Genomic DNA, 18,266 nt, shown 5'->3' with positions numbered 1-18,266 from the left:
GTGTGCGGCATGAGCGGCGACGTCCGCGTGTTCCGCGCGATGGCTCGCTATCGCGCAAACAGCGGCCAGGTCGCGCCTGCGATCAGCGCGGCCGCGAGCCAGACCACGCTCCACGAACTGACGGCGAGCAGCGGCGGAATCGCGAGCGGCGTCGCGAACAGCCCGAGATAGACGATCGTGTTCGCCATCCCGAGCGCGGTGCCTGCGTGGTTCGCGCCGGCGAGCGTCGCGAGTTCGGTGTATGCGACGCCGTGCCAGGCCGACACGCAGATGCCGGCGAACACGAGGATCGCGACGATCGCGGCGAGCGGCACGTGCGGGCTGCCGGCGGTCGCGGCCGCGAGCAGCGCGAACGATCCGGCCGCGACGCAGACCGACCCGCGCAGGTACGCACGCCGGTTGCCGTGCCGGTCGGTATGGCGGCCGCTCCACACGCGCATCACCATGGCGCCGAGCTGCAGCGCGACCATCGCCGCGCTGATGCCGGCGAGGCCGAGCCGGCCGAAGTCGTGCAGGAACACGGTCGCGAAGGTGAGCACCGCGAACTGCGGCGCACACAGCGCGCCGATGCCGAGCACGATGCGCCAGACGCGGCCGCTCGCAAGGGGGCTGCGCGCGGCCGCGGCCGGCGGTTGCTGCCCGACCGGGCGGCGTGCGGCGGCCGGCGCGTCGGGCGGTTCGTGCAGCCAGCGCCACGTCAGCGCGGCCGATCCGGCACACAGCAGCATCAGCGCGCCGTATACCGCGGCGAAGCCCGCGTGCGACGCGAGCGACGGCAGCAGCGCCGCGCCGATGCCGCCGCCGAGCGGCACGGCCGTCTGGCGGATGCTCATCGCGAGCCCGCGTTCGCGCTCGCCGAACCAGCGCATCACCGCGCGTCCGCTCGATCCGTTCACGCTGCCGCCGAGCAGGCCGACGCAGCACATCGCCGCGACGACGCGCATGAGCGGCGGCACCGCGTGCGCGGTCGGGACGATCGCGGCCACCATCAGCGCCAGCATCGCGGCGGTCGCGACGAGGCCGGTGAGCAGCACGCGGCGATCGCCGAAGCGGTCGGCGGCGATCCCCCAAGGCAGCTCCGACAGTGCGACGCCGAAGCCGAGCGCGCCGAGCACGAGGCCGAGCGCGCCGTTGTCGAGGTGATAGGCCGAGCGCATCCACACGGCGGTGGTCGGAATGCCGGCGGCGGCAGCGGAAAAACTCATGTTCGCGGCGACGCCGGCCGCGAGCACGCGCCAGCGATGGGCCGGGCCGCGCGCGTCGCGCGCGGGCGAGGGCGGGGAAGCGAGGCAGGAGGTATCCATGGCGGCAGGGCCCGTTTGGAAATTGACATCGCCAGTGTGGCGACCTACATTCATCCTGAAAATCGGAAAGTTTTTGATGAATCGTTCGATAAAACGGGATGGTTGAGATGTCCGGACACGACAATGCCCACGGCGCGGCGTCGCTCGCGGCACCCGACGCCACGCTGGCCCGGCCGAACTTCGACGTCGCGGCGTTGCGCAGCCTGGTCGCGGGCGTGGATCTCGGCAGCTTCGCGAAGGCCGCCGATCGCGTCGCGCGTTCGTCGTCGGCGGTGAGTGCGCAGATCCGCAAGCTCGAGGAACAGGCCGGCACGCCGCTGTTCGTGAAGGCCGGGCGCGGGCTCGCGCTGACCGACGCCGGCGATGCGATGCTGCGCTATGCGCGGCGGATGATCGAGCTGAACGACGAAGCGGCCGCGGCCGTGCGCGGCGTGAATCTCGACGGCTGGGTGCGGGTCGGCCTGCAGGAGGACTTCGGCGAGGCGATCCTGCCCGACGTGCTCGGGCGTTTCGCGCGTGCGCATCCGAAGGTGAGGATCGAGGCGCGCGTCGCGCGCAATGCCGAGTTGCTCGAGCGGCTCGACGCGAACCAGCTCGATCTCGCGCTCGTCTGGGGCGATCCGGCGTCGGCGACGCTGGTGTCGCGCGCGGGCATCGACAGCGACGCGATCGCGCAGGTGCCGATGCAGTGGATCGCGGCGGTCGGCGCGGGCGGCTACGGCATGCCGGAGGGCGGCGGACAGGCGGATCCGACCGACGACGGCGCCGCGCGTCTGCGTGCGCTACGCGCATCGGGCGAGCCGCTGCCGCTCGTCGTGTTCGACCGGCCGTGCCGCTTCTTCGGCGCGGCGACCGATGCGCTCGACCGCGCGGGCGTGCCGTGGCGCGTCGCGTTCACGACGCCGAGCCTGGCCGGGCTGTGGGCCGCGGCGGCGGCCGGCCTCGGGCTGACGGTGCGCTCGCACTACGGGCTGCCCGCGTCGGTGCGCGTGCTCGACGCGGCGTCGTCCGGGCTGCCGGCACTGCCGAGCCTGCCGCTGATGCTGCTGCGGCGGACGTCGTCGGCGACGCCGACCGTCGAGCGGCTCGCGCGGATCGTCACGCAGGCTGTACGGGACGCGACGGCGGGGGAGGTGGTGGTGCTGGCGGCGTAACGAAACGTTCCGGATCAGCGGCTCGGGGTGCGTCGACCCCCCTCTCCCGATTGGCCGAATGGAGCGATCGGGCGAACCAGACTACAGTGATGGACACCTGAGACGGAGGTCATCATGCAAAGCACGAACCTGCCCAACGGCATTTCGATCGATCCATCGCAACGGGGCGACGTTTCGAGTCCGGCTGACGGGACTCCCGTCGATTCCGTCGGGCCGGCGAAGCTGCCCGTTCGATTTGGAGTCCTGCAAGGTCAGGCCTGGATCGCAGATGACTTCGACGCACCGCTGCCGGATTATCTGCTGGACGCATTCGAGGGACGCTGATGCGCCTGTTGCTCGAGACGCACATCTTTTTATGGATCGTGACCAACGATCCGAAGCTCAGCGCGCGGGCGCGCAAACTGATCTCCGCAGCCGACGAACGCTTTGTCAGCAGCGCGAGTATCTGGGAGGCCGCCATCAAGGCCGGCCTCGGGAAGCTCGACATCGACATGGGCAGATTGATCTGCTCGATCGGCACAAGCGGGGTGCGCGAACTACCGGTTCGCGCCGTGCATGGGGCCGCAGTGCGTGATTTGCCGCATCACCATCGCGATCCGTTCGATCGCTTGCTCGTCGCGCAGGCTCGGCATGAACCGCTGCAACTCGTGACGGCCGACGCCCAGCTTGCACGCTACGGCCTGTCTCTCGTTCTGACGGTTTGAAACAATCTGGCGGCAAAGATTTGCCTGTTGTCCGAGCCGCGCGTTGCTTGGCTGCCTATGCTGCAGCGGTGTCCTGCGCAATTTCGCCGAGCCCGGCAAGAATTGCCCCCAGCCTCTCCCGCAATCCCTCGCTTGCCGGCACGAACGGCAACCGCAACCCGTCCTCGCACCACCCCTGCGCAGCCAGCACCGCCTTCACCGGCGCCGGATTCGGCTCCGCGAACAGCGCCGCGACGAGCGGCTGCAGCGCGACCGACAGCCGTCGCGCGTCGGCGAGCCGGCCGTCGCGCAGCAGCGCGTGGATGCGCACGTGCCATTCGGGCAGCACGTGCGCGCTGCTGGCGATCGCGCCATGCGCGCCGGCACACAGCGCGGCGAAGTTCTGGTTGTCGTCGCCGGAGAGGATCGCGAGCGGCGTGTCGTGCACGAGCCGGCTCATCCGGTCGAGCGTCCCGCCGCACTCCTTGATGCCCGCGACGCGCGGATCGCGCGCGAGCGCCTGCAGCGTCTCCAGTTCGACGTTCACGCCGGTGCGGTACGGAATGTTGTAGACGAGGACGGGCAGGTCGGCCGCGTCGACGATCGCCTCGACATGGCGGCGGATCCCGTCCTGCGTCGGCCGAACATAGACGGGCGGCGTGACGAGCAGCCCGTCGGGCCGCAGCGCGGCGAGTTCGCGTGCGCGGGCGGCCGCGAAGTGCGTCGCGCTCGCGGTGAGCCCGACGACGATCGGCAGGCCGGGCACCGCATCGCGCAGCGTGGCGAACACGGCGTCCTGTTCGCGCGCGTCGAGCAGCACGCCTTCACCGGTCGTCGCGCCCGCGACGAAACCGGCGATGCCCGCCGCCGCATAGCGACGCGCGAGCCGCGCGAGTGCGTCGCGGTCGACCGCGCCGTCGTGGAACGGCGTGATGAGCGGCAGCCAGATACCTTCGAAACGTGTGTTCATGCAAAGCCTCATGGTGGAAACGGAGTGGGAAGGAACCGTTCCGTCGGCGGTGTGCCGGAGCGAGGCGTGCGAGCAAGGAGAATGAAACGACCTGCGGGCATCCCGTCCGGCATTCGCCTGACGGGACGCGACGTCCCCGTCAGTCGAGGAGTCGTTTTTTCAGTTTCAGCCCGGCCGCGCACGCACCTGCCGCGATGGCGGCAAGGATCGAGGGCGAGCGCAGGGCAGCGGACATGAATGAACCGTGAAAAGGGCTGAGCGGCGATCTTAACACCGGATCCGGCGCGCACGCGAGCGGCGCGCGCCGTTTAGCAGGATTCGAGATTTGCTTTGCACGACAGATTGGAAAGCGCGCGGCGCCCGGCCGCTAGAATGCCCGCTTACGTTTCGATGACAGCGCGTACGCGTGCCGTCACGCACATTCACCACCACTGGAAACGGGGCATATCACGATGGCAAGCATCAAGGGAATCGGCCGCTGGCTGCACACGGGCACCGCGGCGGCGCTGGTCGTGGCGGCGACGGCCGCGCATGCGGACACGTCGATCCTGAACGTGTCTTACGACGTCACGCGCGAGCTGTACAAGGACATCAACACGCGCTTCGCCGCCGCGTACAAGCAGCAGACGGGCGAAACGGTGACGATCAAGCAGTCGCACGGCGCATCGAGCGCGCAGGCGTTGTCGGTGCTGCAGGGGCTGCAGGCCGACGTCGTGACGATGAACCAGCCGAACGACATCGACCTGCTCGCCGAGCGCGGCCAGTTGCTGCCGAAGGACTGGCGCGCGCGCTTCCCCGACAGCAGCTCGCCGTACTCGACGACGATGGTGTTCCTCGTGCGCAAGGGCAATCCGAAGGCGATCAAGGACTGGAGCGATCTCGCGAAGCCGGGCGTGCAGGTGATCATCGCGAACCCGAAGACGTCGGGCAACGGCCGCTACGCGTACCTCGCCGCGTGGGGCTATCAGAAGCAGAAGGGTGCGACCGACCAGCAGGCGCTCGACTTCGAGAAGGCGATCTTCCGCAACGTGCCGGTGCTGGACTCGGGCGGCCGCGGCGCGACGACGACCTTCACGCAGCGCGGCATCGGCGACGTGCTCGTCACGTTCGAGAACGAAGTCGCGCTGATGGACACGGGCGCGTCGGGTGCGGAATTCGACGCCGTGTACCCGTCGGCGAGCATCCTCGCGGAGCCGCCCGTCGCCGTCGTCGACAAGGTTGCCGACAAGAAGGGCACGCGCAAGGTCGCGCAGGCGTACCTCGACTACCTGTACACGCCGCAGGCGCAGGAGATCATCGCGCAGCACCATCTGCGCCCGCGCGATGCGAACGTGTTGAAGAAGCACGCGGCCGAGTTCAAGCCGCTGAAGACGTTCAGCGTCGAGCAGGTTTTCGGCAGCTGGGCGAACGCGCAGAAGACCCATTTCGCCGACGGCGGCACATTCGACCGCGTGATCGTCGACCGCAAGTAAACGCGCCGCCCGCCGCGCGCGTGCTCGCAGGATCACCGCGAAGCCGGCCGCCCATGCGGCCGGTTTTTTTTGCGCCGCGTGCGCAGGCCCGCTCTGCATCGCCGCGCATTCCCGCCCGCCGCCTTCGCGTGCTACGCTCTTTGACTCCCTGCTTCCGGCCTCGCGCGATGAACGTCGATTCGTCCTCTCCAGCCTCCCGCGGCCGTGGCCGCAAGCTCTGGTCGGGCACCCGCCCCGTGATCGCCTACGGGATGCCGCCGCTCGGCTGGCGCGATCTCTATCACCGTGCACTGACGGTGAGCTGGCCCGTATTCTTCCTGTCGCTCGCGCTGCTGTTCCTGCTGCTCAACGGCGGCTTCGCGACGCTCTACCTGCTCGGCCAGGCGCCGATCGCGAACCAGTCGCCGGCCGGGTTCGCCGGCGCGTTCTTCTTCAGCGTCGAGACGCTCGCGACGGTCGGCTATGGCGACATGCATCCGCAGACCGTCTACGCGCACCTCGTCTCGACCTTCGAGATCTTCATCGGGATGTCGGGCATCGCGCTGGCGACCGGCCTCGTGTTCGCGCGGTTTTCCCGGCCGCAAGCGAAGATCCTGTTCGCGCGTTACGCGATCGTGCGTCCGCTGAACGGGCGGATGACGCTGATGGTGCGTGCCGCGAATGCGCGCCAGAACGTGATCGCCGAAGCGCAGGCGAAACTGCGGCTGATGCGCGTCGAAGGCACGCACGAGGGTTATACGCTGCGCAAGATTCATGACCTGCCGCTCGTGCGCAGCGAGCATCCGATCTTCCTGCTCGGCTGGAACCTGATGCACGTGATCGACGAAACGAGCCCGCTGTTCGGCGAGACGGCGGAATCGCTCGCCGCGCGCGACGCGTCGCTGCTGATCACGATCGAGGGCTCCGACGAGACGACCGCGCAGGTCATGCAGGCGCGCTACTCATGGGCGCATGCGGATATCCGCTGGCGTCACCGCTATGTCGACCTGATGCACGACGAGGGCGGCATCACGCACATCGACTACACGCACTTTCACGAGGTCGTGCCGGTCGACGCCGACAGCGACGAACGCGGTTCGCCGGGCGTGGTGGTCGACGCCGGTCCGGCCGCGCAGGCCCCCGGGCCGGCTGCATGACGTCGGCGTCCGGCGCGCCCGGGCGCCGGCATTCGGGCGCGGCTGCCGCGACCGAATGCCGTGCCGTTCACGCGTCACGGATGCAGCAGACGCGCCGCTTCGCGCTGTTCGACCGCGACCGCGCGGCGGTAGCCATCGCGATCCTCGGCGCGCGCGACATAGTCGCCGAGCACGCCTTCGTGCGGCAGCAGGTGTGCGTCGAACGCGATCTTCAGCGTGCTGGCGAGCAGCAGGTCGGCCGCGGTGAAGTGATCGCCGACGAGCCAGCGGCTTTGGGCGAGCGTTTGCGCGAGCGCACGCTGCACGCGCGTGATGTTGCCCCAGCCGAAGGCGACCGGATTGCCCGACGCGCCGGTGAATTTCTCGGCCATCGCCGGCTCGAGGCAGGTGGGCGTGAAGAACATCCACTGCAGGAAGCGGCCGCGCAGCGGATCGTCCGGCGCGATGCCGAGCCCGGCACCCGGGCAGCGATCGGCGAGATAGAGCAGCACGGCGCCGGATTCGGCGAACGGTTCGCCGCCGTCGTCGAGCGCGGGCAGCTTGGCCATCGGATTGACCTGGACGAACGCGTCGCTGCCCTGTTCGTGCGACCGCAAGTCGATCGGCACGAGTTCGTAGACGGCGCCGATTTCCTCCAGCATCCACAGCGCCCGGAATGCCCGGGTCTTCGGCCAGTAGTAGAGCTTCATCGCGCCTCCGCGTTTGGGTGTGCGTGTCGGTTCGGTGGATGCTCAAGCGTACCCGAGCGGGGCAGGTTCGGACAGGGGCGGACGGTGGAAGCGATGGATCCTGGCCCGGTGACGGGGCGCGGGTTGTGCGTGTTCGGCCGGATGCGGACGGGTGGCGAATTTCCTGCAAAGCCAGGTGTGGCAGAAGTTCATGAATTAACTAGTTATACGCTGACTAGTTGAGAGTTGGCATATGAATGCTCGGTTGAAACGGCGCGACAGCACTGTTCCGCCGGCTTTGCAGCAACGTCTGTGGCCGGCTGCACGAACCCGGACGATGGTCGTCGACGGGGCACGAAATGCGGAAACCGGGTCGCCCCGCGCGGGTCGACCGAACGATTGAATTCAAGGCGATGCGATCGCGTTCGGCGAGTCAGGCGCTGCGTGATGCGCCGCGCGCCGGTTCGATCGCGCACGGAGAACGGTAACGAATGGCGAACGACGATCGCACCACGATCATTCCCCGGCGCACACCGGAATCGGCCGCGATGCGCGGCGAGCTCAAGCGGACGATGGCGATCACCGCGAGGCTCAACCGTCTGACGTTCGACGATGCGGATGAAGTCCGAGCATTGTTCGGAGAACTGATCGGGAAACCGATTGACGACGGCTTTCTGCTGATCCCGCCGTTCTACGCGACGGGCGGCGCCGATACGCGGATCGGCCGCAACGTGTTCGTCAACCAGAACTGCACGTTCTATGACCTCGGCGGCCTCGATATCGGCGACGACGTGATGATCGGGCCGAACGTCAGCCTCATCACGTCGGGCCATCCGGTCGAGCCGTCCCGCCGGCGCGATGCCGTCGTCGCCCGGCCGATCGTGATCGGGAACAACGTGTGGATCGGCGCGGGCGCGACGATCATCGGCGGTGTGACGATCGGCGAGAACTCGGTGGTCGGCGCGGGTGCCGTCGTGACGCGCGACGTTCCGCCGAATACCTTGGTCGGCGGAAACCCGGCGCGGATCATCCGTTCGATTGCCGAGTGAAGGCATTTGCGTGCGCCATCCGCTGCGGAGCGCATGTGGACAACCGGCCTTTCCGCTCACTCGAAATGCTGTGAACAGGAGCGGTGAGCGCCCGCCCGGAGGCCGAATCTACAGGGCTTCCCGGCATTTGACGCCGATCGCGGGAGATGCGCGAACCGACGTTGCCGATGCGCTAGCGGTAAATTTACGCGCAGTATCGGTTGTGGATATCCTGGCCGCCAAACCACTCGGCACGCTGTGCTTTTCACCGGTGAGGGTGACCGCACGCGGCCGGATGCGCAATGCGGGGTGTGGACAACCGGGGTTCCCAACGACGAAAAATGCTGTGCTTTCGAAGGGTGAGTGCTGACGTCCGATTGCGCGTGGGGCTTGCCTGGCGCGGACTTCCGGGCGTCGCGCGAGATTCGGCGCGACGCGCATTCTAACGGCGCGCGCCGATCGGCGATAGATCCGCACGCATATCGCGGTGTGGATATCCTGCCGCGGAATTCACTCGAAGCGCTGTGTATTGGGACAGTGAGCGTCGGCCCCGGCCAAACCGGGTGTCGGCTTGCGTGCTCGTTCCCGATCGTCGGCGCGGCTTCGAGGGTCGCGCATTCTAACCGCACTCGCGATCGCGCGTTCCATTCGATCGCGTGCCGCGATGTGGATATCCGGTCGCCGGAACCAGTCGACGTGCTGTGTATTCCAGTGGTGAGGGCCCGTGGGTGCTGCTCGGCCGCGTCTGCGCGAATCCGGACGCATGGGCCTGCGCGTGGTTGCGGGCGTCGCTGTCCATGCCTGATTCAGCGCCTTCATGCGATGCCGTGCCGACGTTCACCGTTGAATTCCGCCGCGTCTTGAATGGTCGTGGATCGGGCCATCCACACCCGAAGCGGCGTCCTCGCTCGATCGCCGTGCCGTCGCTCACCGTTGGAATTCACAGCGTTTTGAGTTGTCGTTGATCGGGCTGTTCGCGCCCGAGTTGGCGCTCTCGTTCGATCGGGTGTCGTCGCTCACCGTAGAAATTCACAGTGTTTCGAGTCGTCGCGGGTCCGGCTATCCACACCCGAATCGGCATCCTGCTTCAATCGCGTGCCGGCGCTCACCATCGAAATTCACAGGGTTTTGAGTGTCTGATGGCGGCGATATCCACACCCGTACCGGCACTTCGTTCGGCTGCGCAACGGCATGCACCGATGAACCCCAAAGCCCCGCGAGGGCTTGCAGACGGACGCCCATCCATACTGAAGCCTGCACCCGGCGCGCGCCCGCCGAACACGCGCTATCCTGCGTCGCCCCGACGGCCGGACCGACGCGCCGGAGCGTCGCGATGGCGGACAACGGTGTGGATATCGCGCCGCCGAATCGACTCGCAATCCTGTGCATCAGAAAGGTGAGGGCGAACGTCGCATCGGCTGGGTGGGGATCCGATGGTGTGGATATCTCCCGCCGACATCGACTCGTCGCGCTGTGGATTTCAATGGTGAGCGTCGGCATCCGCTCGAACCGCGGACCGATCGCGGTGTGGACATCCGCCCCCAGACGCCACTCGAAACCCTGTGCAATCGACCGGTGAGGGCACCCGCCCGCTTCGCCCGCAGCCCCTGCGGTGTGGACATCCGGCACCCGCGACCAATCCGAACGCTGTGCATTCCATGGGTGAGGACGCGCCCGTTCCGCCGCCCAAACCCTTGTCGCACGGCGGCCTGCGAGCGCCCGCTGTCGCACCCGCGGTCCGCCACCCGCGCATCCCCGCCTTTTCGAGGCAACCGGCCAGCCCACCCCGACACACCCCCAACAGCCGCCCATCACCCCGCGCGAGAACTCTCTCAATTCCCCGTCAAAACCTGCGCAGTTTTTCTCACTCCAGCGTCGCCCGAGCAAGATGAGAAAAAACTTTCTCGTGTCTCCGCGAAAAAATAGAGCCATCCAGCCGCCGCCGGCCGGCGTCGCCCGACGCCCCGATGCGCGGCCCAGAACACACAATCAGGAGACATCCCCATGACCGCCCGCCTGCCCATCGACGGCACGCCCGCTCTATCCGACTACCGCCTGACCGACAACCTGACCGCCACGCGCGGCCGGATCTTCCTGACCGGCACGCAGGCGCTGGTCCGGCTGCTGCTGATGCAGCGCGCGTCCGACACCGCGCAGGGCCTGAACACGGCCGGCTTCGTCAGCGGCTATCGCGGCTCGCCGCTCGGGATGGTCGACCAGCAGCTGTGGAAGGCGCAGAAACTGCTCGACGGCAGCGGCGTGCGCTTCCTGCCCGCGATCAACGAGGAACTCGGTGGCACCGCCGTGCTCGGCACGCAGCGCGTCGAGGCCGACCCGGAGCGCACCGTCGATGGCGTGTACGCGATGTGGTACGGCAAGGGCCCCGGTGTCGACCGCGCCGGCGACGCGCTGAAGCACGGCAACGCATACGGTTCGTCGCCGCACGGCGGCGTGCTGGTGGTGGCGGGCGACGACCATGGCTGCGTGTCGTCGTCGATGCCGCACCAGAGCGACTTCGCGATGATCGCGTGGCACATGCCGGTCGTGAACCCGTCGAACATCGCCGACATGCTCGAGTTCGGCCTGTACGGCTGGGCGCTGTCGCGCTACTCGGGCGCATGGGTCGGCTTCAAGGCGATCTCGGAGACCGTCGAGTCGGGCTCGACCGTCGATCTCGACGCGCTGCAGACGCACTGGCCGGCGCCGGCGGGCTTCACGCCGCCGACGGGCGGCCTGCACAACCGCTGGCCCGACCTGCCGAGCCTCACGATCGAGGCGCGCCTCGCCGCGAAGCTCGACGCGGTGCGCCATTTCGCGCGCACCAACAGCATCGACAAGTGGATCGCGCCGAGCGCGCAGGCGAACGTCGGCATCGTCACCTGCGGCAAGGCGCACCTCGACCTGATGGAAGCGCTGCGCCGGCTCGACCTGACGGTCGCCGATCTCGACGCGGCCGGCGTGCGGATCTACAAGGTCGGCCTGTCGTATCCGCTCGAGATGACGCGCATCGAGACCTTCGTCGACGGGCTCGCCGAAGTGCTGGTGATCGAGGAAAAGGGCCCCGTCATCGAACAGCAGATCAAGGACTACCTGTACAACCGCGCGGACGGCGCGCGCCCGCGCGTGCTCGGCAAGCACGACGAGCAGGGCGCCTGCCTGCTGTCCGAACTCGGCGAACTGCGGCCGTCGCGGATCCTGCCGGTGTTCGCCGCATGGCTCGCGCGGCACAAGCCGGCGCTCGATCGCCGCGAACGCGTCGTCGATCTCGTCGCGCCGCAGATCCTGTCGAACGAGGCGGATGCGGTGAAGCGCACGCCGTACTTCTGCTCGGGCTGCCCGCACAACACGTCGACGAAGGTGCCGGAAGGCTCGATCGCGCAGGCTGGCATCGGCTGCCACTTCATGGCGTCGTGGATGGACCGCGACACGACGGGCCTGATCCAGATGGGCGGCGAGGGCGTCGACTGGGCCGCGCACGCGATGTTCACCAACACCAAGCACGTGTTCCAGAACCTCGGCGACGGCACCTACTTCCACTCGGGCATCCTCGCGATCCGCCAGGCGGTCGCCGCGAAGGCGAACATCACGTACAAGATCCTCTACAACGACGCGGTCGCGATGACGGGCGGCCAGCCGGTCGACGGCAGCATCTCGGTGCCGCAGATCGCGCGGCAGGTCGAGGCGGAAGGCGTGTCGCGCTTCGTCGTGGTGTCCGACGAACCGGAGAAGTACGACGGCCATCACGGGCAGTTCCCGCCGGGCACGACGTTCCATCACCGCAGCGAACTCGACACGGTGCAGCGCGAACTGCGCGAGACGCCGGGCGTCACCGTGCTGATCTACGACCAGACCTGCGCGGCCGAGAAGCGTCGCCGCCGCAAGAAGGGCGAGTTCCCCGACCCGGACAAGCGCCTGTTCATCAACGACGCGGTGTGCGAAGGCTGTGGCGACTGCGGCGTGCAGTCGAACTGCCTGTCGGTCGAGCCGCTCGAGACGCCGCTCGGCCGCAAGCGCCGCATCGACCAGTCGTCGTGCAACAAGGACTACTCGTGCGTGAACGGCTTCTGCCCGAGCTTCGTGACGGTCGAAGGCGCGGCGCTGAAGAAGGCCGCGGGCGCGGCGTTCGACGAGGCGGCGCTCGCCGCGCGCGTCGACGCGTTGCCGGTGCCCGCGACGCATCTCGACGCGGCGCCGTACGACATGCTCGTGACGGGCGTGGGCGGCACGGGCGTCGTGACGGTCGGCGCGCTGATCAGCATGGCCGCGCACCTCGAAGGCAAGAGCGCGTCGGTGCTCGACTTCATGGGTTTCGCGCAGAAGGGCGGCTCGGTGCTGTCGTTCGTGCGGATCGCGTCGAGCGACCGCTGGCTGAACCAGGTGCGCATCGACACGCAGCAGGCCGACGTGCTGCTCGCGTGCGACATGGTCGTCGGCGCGAGCGCCGAGGCGCTGCAGACGGTGCGCCACGAGCGCACGCGGATCGTCGTCAACACGCACCGGATTCCGAACGCGTCGTTCGTGCAGAACCCCGACGCGAACCTGCACGCGGATGCGCTGCTCGAGAAGATGCATCACGCGGCCGGCGACGGCTACCTGTCGAGCTGCGACGCGCAGGCGCTCGCCGCGAAATTCCTCGGCGACCCGATCGGCGCGAACATCCTGATGCTCGGCTACGCGTGGCAGCTCGGCCTCGTGCCGGTGTCGCTCGCCGCGATGATGCGCGCGATCGAACTGAACAACGTCGCGGTGCCGATGAACAAGCTCGCGTTCGCGATCGGCCGGATGGCGGCCGGCGACGCGGCGGGCCTCGACGCGTTGTGGAACGCGCGTCACGCGGTGGCCGTGCAGGTTGTGCCGGAGACGCTCGCCGAACTGATCGCCGATCGCGAAGCGCGGCTCGACGCATACGGCGGCGCACGTTACGTCGAGCGCTACCGCGCGCTGGTGAACGCGGCGCGTGCGAAGGGCGACGATGCGCTGACGCGCGCGGTCGCGACGACCTTCTACCGGCTGCTCGCGGTGAAGGACGAATACGAGGTGGCACGGCTGTACGCGGATGGCGCGTTCCGCACGGCGCTCGAAGCGCAGTTCGAAGGCGTGCCGGGGCAGGACTATCGCGTGAAGTTCAACCTGGCGCCGCCGACGGTCGCGAAGGCCGGCCGCGACGGCAGCGTGCCGAAGAAGCGCGTGTTCGGCCAGTGGATGTGGCCGGTGCTCGGCACGCTCGCGCGCGTGCGCGGCCTGCGCGGCACGTGGCTCGATCCGTTCGGCCGCACGGCCGAGCGCAGGATGGAGCGCGCGCTGGCGGACGACTACGAGACGACGCTCACGCGTGCGTTCGCCGCGACGACCGCCGGCAATGCGGTGCAGGTCACGCAGCTGGCCGACCTGCATGCCCGCGTGCGCGGCTTCGGTCACGTGAAGGTGCGCAACCTCGCGGGCGTGAAGCGTGCGGAGCGCGAGCTCGCGCTGCAACTCGGCATCGACGCGGCGACGAGCGCGGCCGTGCAGCACGCGCTCGACGAGATGAAGGGCGCGGGGATGCTGAAGGGGATTCCGGTCGTCGTCGCGAAGTAGCGCGAACCGCGCGGATGTGAAAACGGCGACGCTCGCGCGTCGCCGTTTTTTATCGGGAAGCCGTGCAGTCGCGCCGCGGCGCGGCCGCTCAGATGATCCCTTTCTTGCGCGTCGACAGCGCCGTTTCCGACAGGTCGATCTCGCGGATCAGCTTCGTCAGCGTCTCGTCGGAAATCCTGCTTTCGCTGCGCAGCCGGTACAGCACCGACCGTTCCGCGCGCACCGCCGCGATCCGCATCTGCAGCTCCATCGTCTCGGTCTGCTTCGCTTGCGCGCGCGGTGTCGGGCCGTCTTCGGCGAGCGCGGAGAGGCGGCGGCGGTACTGGTCCATCACGCGCGCGGAGATGTCCGCGCAGCGCGCGGCGCCCGATTCGTCGAGATCGGCCGAGATCGCGTCGTGCGACGAGTCGATCGCGCGGATCGCGGCCTGCGCGGCGGCCGCGCGCGCGGTGCGCTCCTCGTCGGCGAGCGGGTTGCGCGTCGAGCGCACGCCGCGCAGCAGCAGCGGCAGGCCGATCACCGCGACGATCAGCGAACCGAGGATCACCGCCGATGCGATGAAGATCGCGGTGTCGCGCCCGGGCAGCGGCGCGCCGTCGGACAGCGCGACCGGGATCGACAGCACGCCCGCGAGCGTGACCGCGCCGCGCACGCCGCCGACCGTCATCACCGCGATCGTGCGCACGCCGGCCATCGTGCCCGCGAGGCCGTGGCGGGCGGCGCGGCGGCTTGCGATCCAGCGCAGCAGCCAGACCCACAGGAAGCGGATCGCATACAGCGCGAGCATCATCGCGCACACGTTGAAGATCATCCGGCCGACGAGCGCGTCGCTCGTGTGGTGCGCGTCGACGAGCGCGCGGCCGATGATGTGCGGCAGCTGCAGCCCGAGCATGATGAACACCATGCCGTTGAACACGAACTCGATCATCGCCCACGTGCTTTCGGCCCGCACGCGCGACGCGACGGTGCTTTTGCGGGAGAAGCTCGTGTAATTCATCATCATCCCGGCAGACACGGCCGCGAGCACGCCCGACAGCTCGAGGTGCTCGGCGAACAGATAGGCGGCAAACGGCACGAGCAGTGTCATCACGATGCCGGGGGCCGGATCGCCTTCCTGCTCGGCGTTCAGGAAGCGCGTCGACAGCGCGCTGAACACCCACGACACGATCGCGCCCGTCGCGAGCCCGCCGGCGGCGACGATCACGAACGTGACCGACGCGGCGCGCAGCGAGAACATGCCCGTGAGCGCCGCCGCGACCGCGAACTTCAGCGCGACGAGGCCAGACGCGTCGTTCATCAGCGCCTCGCCTTCGAGGATGTGCATCAGCTGTGGCGGAATCCTGCCCTTGCCGGCGATGCCCGACAGCGCGACCGCGTCGGTGGGCGACAGCACGGCCGCGAGCGCGAACGCGATCGGCAGCGGCAACTCGGGTATCAGCCAGTGCGCGAAGTAACCGACTGCGAGTACCGTCATGAACACGAGCCCGAACGCGAGCATCAGGATCGCGCGGCGCTGCAGGTACAGCTCGCGTTTCGGAATCCGCCAGCCGTCCGCGAACAGCAGCGGCGGAATGAACAGCAGCATGAAGATTTCGGGATCGAACGTGACGTGCAGGTTCAGCTTCGGCCACGCGAGCATCGCGCCGAACGCGATCTGCATCAGCGGCAGCGGCAATTGCAACGGCAGGATGCGCGTGACCGCGCCGGACAGCGCGACGGTCAGCAGCAGGATCAGGACGGTGAAGACGATTTCCATCGATACGGCAATTGTGGAGAATGAAACGACCGTACGGAGTTTAGCGTGACGGCGTGACGGGTGCGTTCGAGTGCGCCGGTGCGTATGCACGCAAACGGTGCATCCGGCCTGCGCCACGCTGGTGCGGCGGCGCCGCAGGCAGGCGCGGCGCGCGTGTTCAGCGCTTGCACGGAGATTGCTTGATGCTTGCGTACCGTCCGGCACCGGCCGGACAACCGAGGATTCCAACCATGACATTGCGCGCGCCGTCCCGTTCACCCGCCGCGTTCGGCTGCATCACCAGGAGGGAGCCATGACGATCGTGCAACAGGAGCGTCCGGCCACCGCATCGCCGTATCGTTTCGAGCGGGAGATGAGCTCCGGCCTCGAACGCCTGGCGACGCAGCATCGCGACCTGACGCTCACGACCGTGTTCCAGCCGATCTTCAGCCTGTCGCACCAGCGTGCGGTAGGGTACGAGGCGCTATTGCGCGCGCATGACGCGCTCGACCGCGCGGTGTCGCCGCTCGACGTGTTCGGCGAGGCCGCGCGCCAGGGCGAGCTGCTGCAGCTCGACCGGCTCGCGCAGGCGCTGCATCTCGAGAACTTCACGCTGCTCGGCGCTGAGCGCGAGTGGCTGTTCCTCAACGTGCATCCGGGCGTGCTGACCGACCCGTTCCAGGCTGCCGCGCTGCTCGCGAACCTGAGGCGGATCGGCATGCCGCCGCGCCGCGTCGTGCTCGAAGTGCTCGAACAGCGCGCGGAAGACATCGAGCGGCTCGCCGACGCCGTGCGCGAATTCCGCGCGCAGGGTTTCCTGATCGCGCTCGACGATTTCGGCGCCGGTCACTCGAACCTCGAGCGGATCTGGCAGCTGAACCCGGACATCGTGAAGCTCGACCGGATCATGCTGTCCCACGCGGCGCACCGCACGGGGCTCACCGCGATCCTGCACGGGCTCGTCACGCTGCTGCACGAGGCCGGCAAGCTCGTGCTCGTCGAGGGGATCGAGACCGAGCACGACGCGCAGATCGCGCTGTCGTGCGAGGCCGATTTCGTGCAGGGCTATTTCTTCGGCCGCCCGGCGCCCGGGCTTCCCGACAGCGCGACGGCGACCGGCTGCATCGGCGAGCTGACCGAGCGGTTCCGTCAGCAGACCGAAGCGCGCGAGCGGCGCGACGCGCAGCGGCTCGCGCCGTACCTGCGCGCATTCGAGCGCGCGGCCGAGCGGGTGGCGGCCGGCGAGCCGCTCGACGAGGTGTGCTGGAACTTCCTCGCGCTCGACGACGCGGCACGCTGCTTCCTGCTCGACGCGCGGGGCCGCCAGGCCGGCCGCAACGTCGTGCTGCGCGCGGACCGCGCGCTCGCCGAGGCGCGATTTTCGCCGCTGTCGGATGCGCAGGGCGCGAACTGGCTGCGCCGGCCGTATTTCCGCACGGCGATCGCGGAGCCCGGACGCGTGCAGGTGACGCGCCCGTACCTGTCGATCAACGAGGCGCAGCCGTGCGTGACGCTGTCGGTGGCGGTGCGGATCGGCGATGCGCAGCACGTGCTGTGCGGCGATATCGACTGGATCGACGAGGCTGCGGACGCCGCATAGCACCGGCGTCGCGCTGGCGCGGTTCACGCCGCTCGGCTAGGATGCGCGAATTGTCCTGACGATTCGCGAGCCGCCGATGAACCGAACCGCCGCTTCCTCCGTCCTCCTCGAAGTGATCGCCACCACCGTCGGCGACGCGAAGGCCGCCGCCCGCGCGGGCGCCGACCGGCTCGAACTCGTGACCGCGATCAGCGAAGGCGGGCTCACGCCGAGCGTCGGCCTGATCGAGGCCGTCGTGGCCGCCGTGGCGATCCCCGTCAACGTGATCGTGCGGCCGCACAGCCGCGCGTTCGTCTATGACGCCGACGATCTGCGCGTGATCGAACGCGACGTGCGCGCGGCCGTCGCGGCCGGCGCGAACGGTGTCGTGTTCGGCGCGCTCGATGCGCGCGGCGACGTCGATCTCGACGCGCTTGCCCGCATCGCGGCCGCCGCGGACGGGCGCGACCTGACGTTCCATCGCGCGTTCGACGTGTCGCGCGACCTCAATGCCGCGTTCGACACGCTGCTGCGCGTGCCGGCCGTCACGTCGGTGCTGACCTCGGGCGGCCATCCGTCGGTGCTCGACGCGGTCGCGACGATCACGCGGCTGGTCCGGCAGGCGGCAGGCTCGACCTGCACGGTGCTGGCCGGCTCGGGCCTCACGATCGACGCGGTCGGCGATTTCGTCCGTGCCACCGGCGTGCGCGCGGTGCATTTCGGCTCGGGCGTGCGGCCGCGCGGCGAGGTGCTGGCACCCGTCGACGAACAGCGCGTCGAGCGCGTGCGCGCGGCGATCGACGGTGCCGCGGCGCACGTGTGACGCGCACGCTGCAGCCGCGCGTCGGCAATCGGGTGAAAAAAAGCCGGGGCATGCCCCGGCTCAGACTGCTGACGAACCCCACGTTTTTCGAAGCGTGGGGTTTTGTCTTTCTGGAGTCAGGATTGCTGACTGGCCGC

At 68.8% G+C, this 18,266-nt stretch carries 13 protein-coding genes; 9 read left to right on the top strand and 4 right to left on the bottom strand.

The window, feature by feature from the left end; all coding sequences use genetic code 11:
- Positions 1-47 precede the first annotated feature (47 nt).
- On the bottom strand, positions 48-1,304 hold the full coding sequence (locus DIE23_RS32190; RefSeq protein WP_124615995.1) for an MFS transporter: 1,257 nt from the start codon (positions 1,302-1,304) through the stop codon (positions 48-50).
- A gap of 107 nt (positions 1,305-1,411) precedes the next feature.
- Between DIE23_RS32190 and DIE23_RS32185 the strand changes: the two genes are divergently transcribed.
- The 3 genes from DIE23_RS32185 (at position 1,412) to DIE23_RS32175 (ending at position 3,162) form a co-directional block, all read left to right on the top strand.
- Positions 1,412-2,458, top strand: a complete 1,047-nt coding sequence (locus tag DIE23_RS32185; protein WP_124615993.1) for a LysR substrate-binding domain-containing protein — start codon at positions 1,412-1,414, stop codon at positions 2,456-2,458.
- A 114-nt stretch (positions 2,459-2,572) separates the two neighbouring features.
- Positions 2,573-2,782: a hypothetical protein gene (locus DIE23_RS32180; RefSeq protein ID WP_124615991.1), complete on the top strand. Its 210-nt coding sequence runs from the start codon at positions 2,573-2,575 to the stop codon at positions 2,780-2,782.
- On the top strand, positions 2,782-3,162 hold the full coding sequence (locus DIE23_RS32175) for a type II toxin-antitoxin system VapC family toxin (protein WP_124615989.1): 381 nt from the start codon (positions 2,782-2,784) through the stop codon (positions 3,160-3,162). Before DIE23_RS32180 ends, DIE23_RS32175 begins: the two co-directional genes overlap by 1 nt.
- 55 nt (positions 3,163-3,217) lie before the next feature.
- Here DIE23_RS32175 and dapA read toward each other — a convergent pair whose 3' ends face one another.
- A complete protein-coding gene (gene dapA / locus DIE23_RS32170; RefSeq protein WP_124615987.1) occupies positions 3,218-4,111 on the bottom strand; it encodes a 4-hydroxy-tetrahydrodipicolinate synthase in 894 nt (297 codons plus the stop codon).
- Between the two features lie 452 nt (positions 4,112-4,563).
- On the opposite strand from dapA, the gene DIE23_RS32160 reads away from it, so the two are divergent.
- Both DIE23_RS32160 and DIE23_RS32155 read left to right on the top strand, forming a co-directional pair.
- Positions 4,564-5,583, top strand: a complete 1,020-nt coding sequence (locus DIE23_RS32160; protein ID WP_124615985.1) for a sulfate ABC transporter substrate-binding protein — start codon at positions 4,564-4,566, stop codon at positions 5,581-5,583.
- Between the two features lie 167 nt (positions 5,584-5,750).
- Positions 5,751-6,719, top strand: a complete 969-nt coding sequence (locus DIE23_RS32155; protein ID WP_124615983.1) for an ion channel — start codon at positions 5,751-5,753, stop codon at positions 6,717-6,719.
- A gap of 74 nt (positions 6,720-6,793) precedes the next feature.
- Here DIE23_RS32155 and DIE23_RS32150 read toward each other — a convergent pair whose 3' ends face one another.
- On the bottom strand, positions 6,794-7,408 hold the full coding sequence (locus tag DIE23_RS32150) for a glutathione S-transferase family protein (protein ID WP_124615982.1): 615 nt from the start codon (positions 7,406-7,408) through the stop codon (positions 6,794-6,796).
- Positions 7,409-7,878: 470 nt separating this feature from the next.
- Between DIE23_RS32150 and DIE23_RS32145 the strand changes: the two genes are divergently transcribed.
- Together DIE23_RS32145 and DIE23_RS32140 are read left to right on the top strand one after the other, a co-directional pair.
- The gene (locus tag DIE23_RS32145; RefSeq protein ID WP_124615980.1) at positions 7,879-8,436 is read left to right on the top strand and encodes a sugar O-acetyltransferase; all 558 of its coding nucleotides are present in this window, start codon (positions 7,879-7,881) and stop codon (positions 8,434-8,436) included.
- Positions 8,437-10,419: 1,983 nt separating this feature from the next.
- Positions 10,420-13,992: an indolepyruvate ferredoxin oxidoreductase family protein gene (locus DIE23_RS32140; RefSeq protein WP_124615978.1), complete on the top strand. Its 3,573-nt coding sequence runs from the start codon at positions 10,420-10,422 to the stop codon at positions 13,990-13,992.
- Positions 13,993-14,080: 88 nt separating this feature from the next.
- Here the strand turns inward: DIE23_RS32140 and DIE23_RS32135 are convergent, their stop codons facing one another.
- Positions 14,081-15,748, bottom strand: coding sequence for a Na+/H+ antiporter (locus tag DIE23_RS32135; protein ID WP_124615976.1), 1,668 nt, complete (start codon positions 15,746-15,748; stop codon positions 14,081-14,083).
- Between the two features lie 292 nt (positions 15,749-16,040).
- Between DIE23_RS32135 and DIE23_RS32130 the strand changes: the two genes are divergently transcribed.
- Both DIE23_RS32130 and DIE23_RS32125 read left to right on the top strand, forming a co-directional pair.
- Entirely contained in the window at positions 16,041-17,327 is a 1,287-nt protein-coding gene (locus DIE23_RS32130; RefSeq protein WP_124615973.1) for an EAL domain-containing protein, read from the top strand.
- 76 nt (positions 17,328-17,403) lie between these two features.
- Entirely contained in the window at positions 17,404-18,129 is a 726-nt protein-coding gene (locus DIE23_RS32125) for a copper homeostasis protein CutC (RefSeq protein ID WP_124615971.1), read from the top strand.
- Positions 18,130-18,266 lie beyond the last annotated feature (137 nt).

Origin of the sequence: Burkholderia sp. Bp9143, from assembly GCF_003853645.1 — a bacterium.
Taxonomy (GTDB): Bacteria; Pseudomonadota; Gammaproteobacteria; order Burkholderiales; family Burkholderiaceae; genus Burkholderia.
This window is presented reverse-complemented; position numbering and strand designations above follow the sequence as displayed.

What these genes read in the sequence shown, in the direction of transcription:
- DIE23_RS32190 (WP_124615995.1), bottom strand. Translation starts at nt 1,304, where the DNA reads ATGGATACCTCCTGCCTCGCTTCCCCGCCCTCGCCCGCGCGCGACGCG.
- DIE23_RS32185 (WP_124615993.1), top strand. Translation starts at nt 1,412, where the DNA reads ATGTCCGGACACGACAATGCCCACGGCGCGGCGTCGCTCGCGGCACCC.
- DIE23_RS32180 (WP_124615991.1), top strand. Translation starts at nt 2,573, where the DNA reads ATGCAAAGCACGAACCTGCCCAACGGCATTTCGATCGATCCATCGCAA.
- DIE23_RS32175 (WP_124615989.1), top strand. Translation starts at nt 2,782, where the DNA reads ATGCGCCTGTTGCTCGAGACGCACATCTTTTTATGGATCGTGACCAAC.
- dapA (WP_124615987.1), bottom strand. Translation starts at nt 4,111, where the DNA reads ATGAACACACGTTTCGAAGGTATCTGGCTGCCGCTCATCACGCCGTTC.
- DIE23_RS32160 (WP_124615985.1), top strand. Translation starts at nt 4,564, where the DNA reads ATGGCAAGCATCAAGGGAATCGGCCGCTGGCTGCACACGGGCACCGCG.
- DIE23_RS32155 (WP_124615983.1), top strand. Translation starts at nt 5,751, where the DNA reads ATGAACGTCGATTCGTCCTCTCCAGCCTCCCGCGGCCGTGGCCGCAAG.
- DIE23_RS32150 (WP_124615982.1), bottom strand. Translation starts at nt 7,408, where the DNA reads ATGAAGCTCTACTACTGGCCGAAGACCCGGGCATTCCGGGCGCTGTGG.
- DIE23_RS32145 (WP_124615980.1), top strand. Translation starts at nt 7,879, where the DNA reads ATGGCGAACGACGATCGCACCACGATCATTCCCCGGCGCACACCGGAA.
- DIE23_RS32140 (WP_124615978.1), top strand. Translation starts at nt 10,420, where the DNA reads ATGACCGCCCGCCTGCCCATCGACGGCACGCCCGCTCTATCCGACTAC.
- DIE23_RS32135 (WP_124615976.1), bottom strand. Translation starts at nt 15,748, where the DNA reads ATGGAAATCGTCTTCACCGTCCTGATCCTGCTGCTGACCGTCGCGCTG.
- DIE23_RS32130 (WP_124615973.1), top strand. Translation starts at nt 16,041, where the DNA reads ATGACGATCGTGCAACAGGAGCGTCCGGCCACCGCATCGCCGTATCGT.
- DIE23_RS32125 (WP_124615971.1), top strand. Translation starts at nt 17,404, where the DNA reads ATGAACCGAACCGCCGCTTCCTCCGTCCTCCTCGAAGTGATCGCCACC.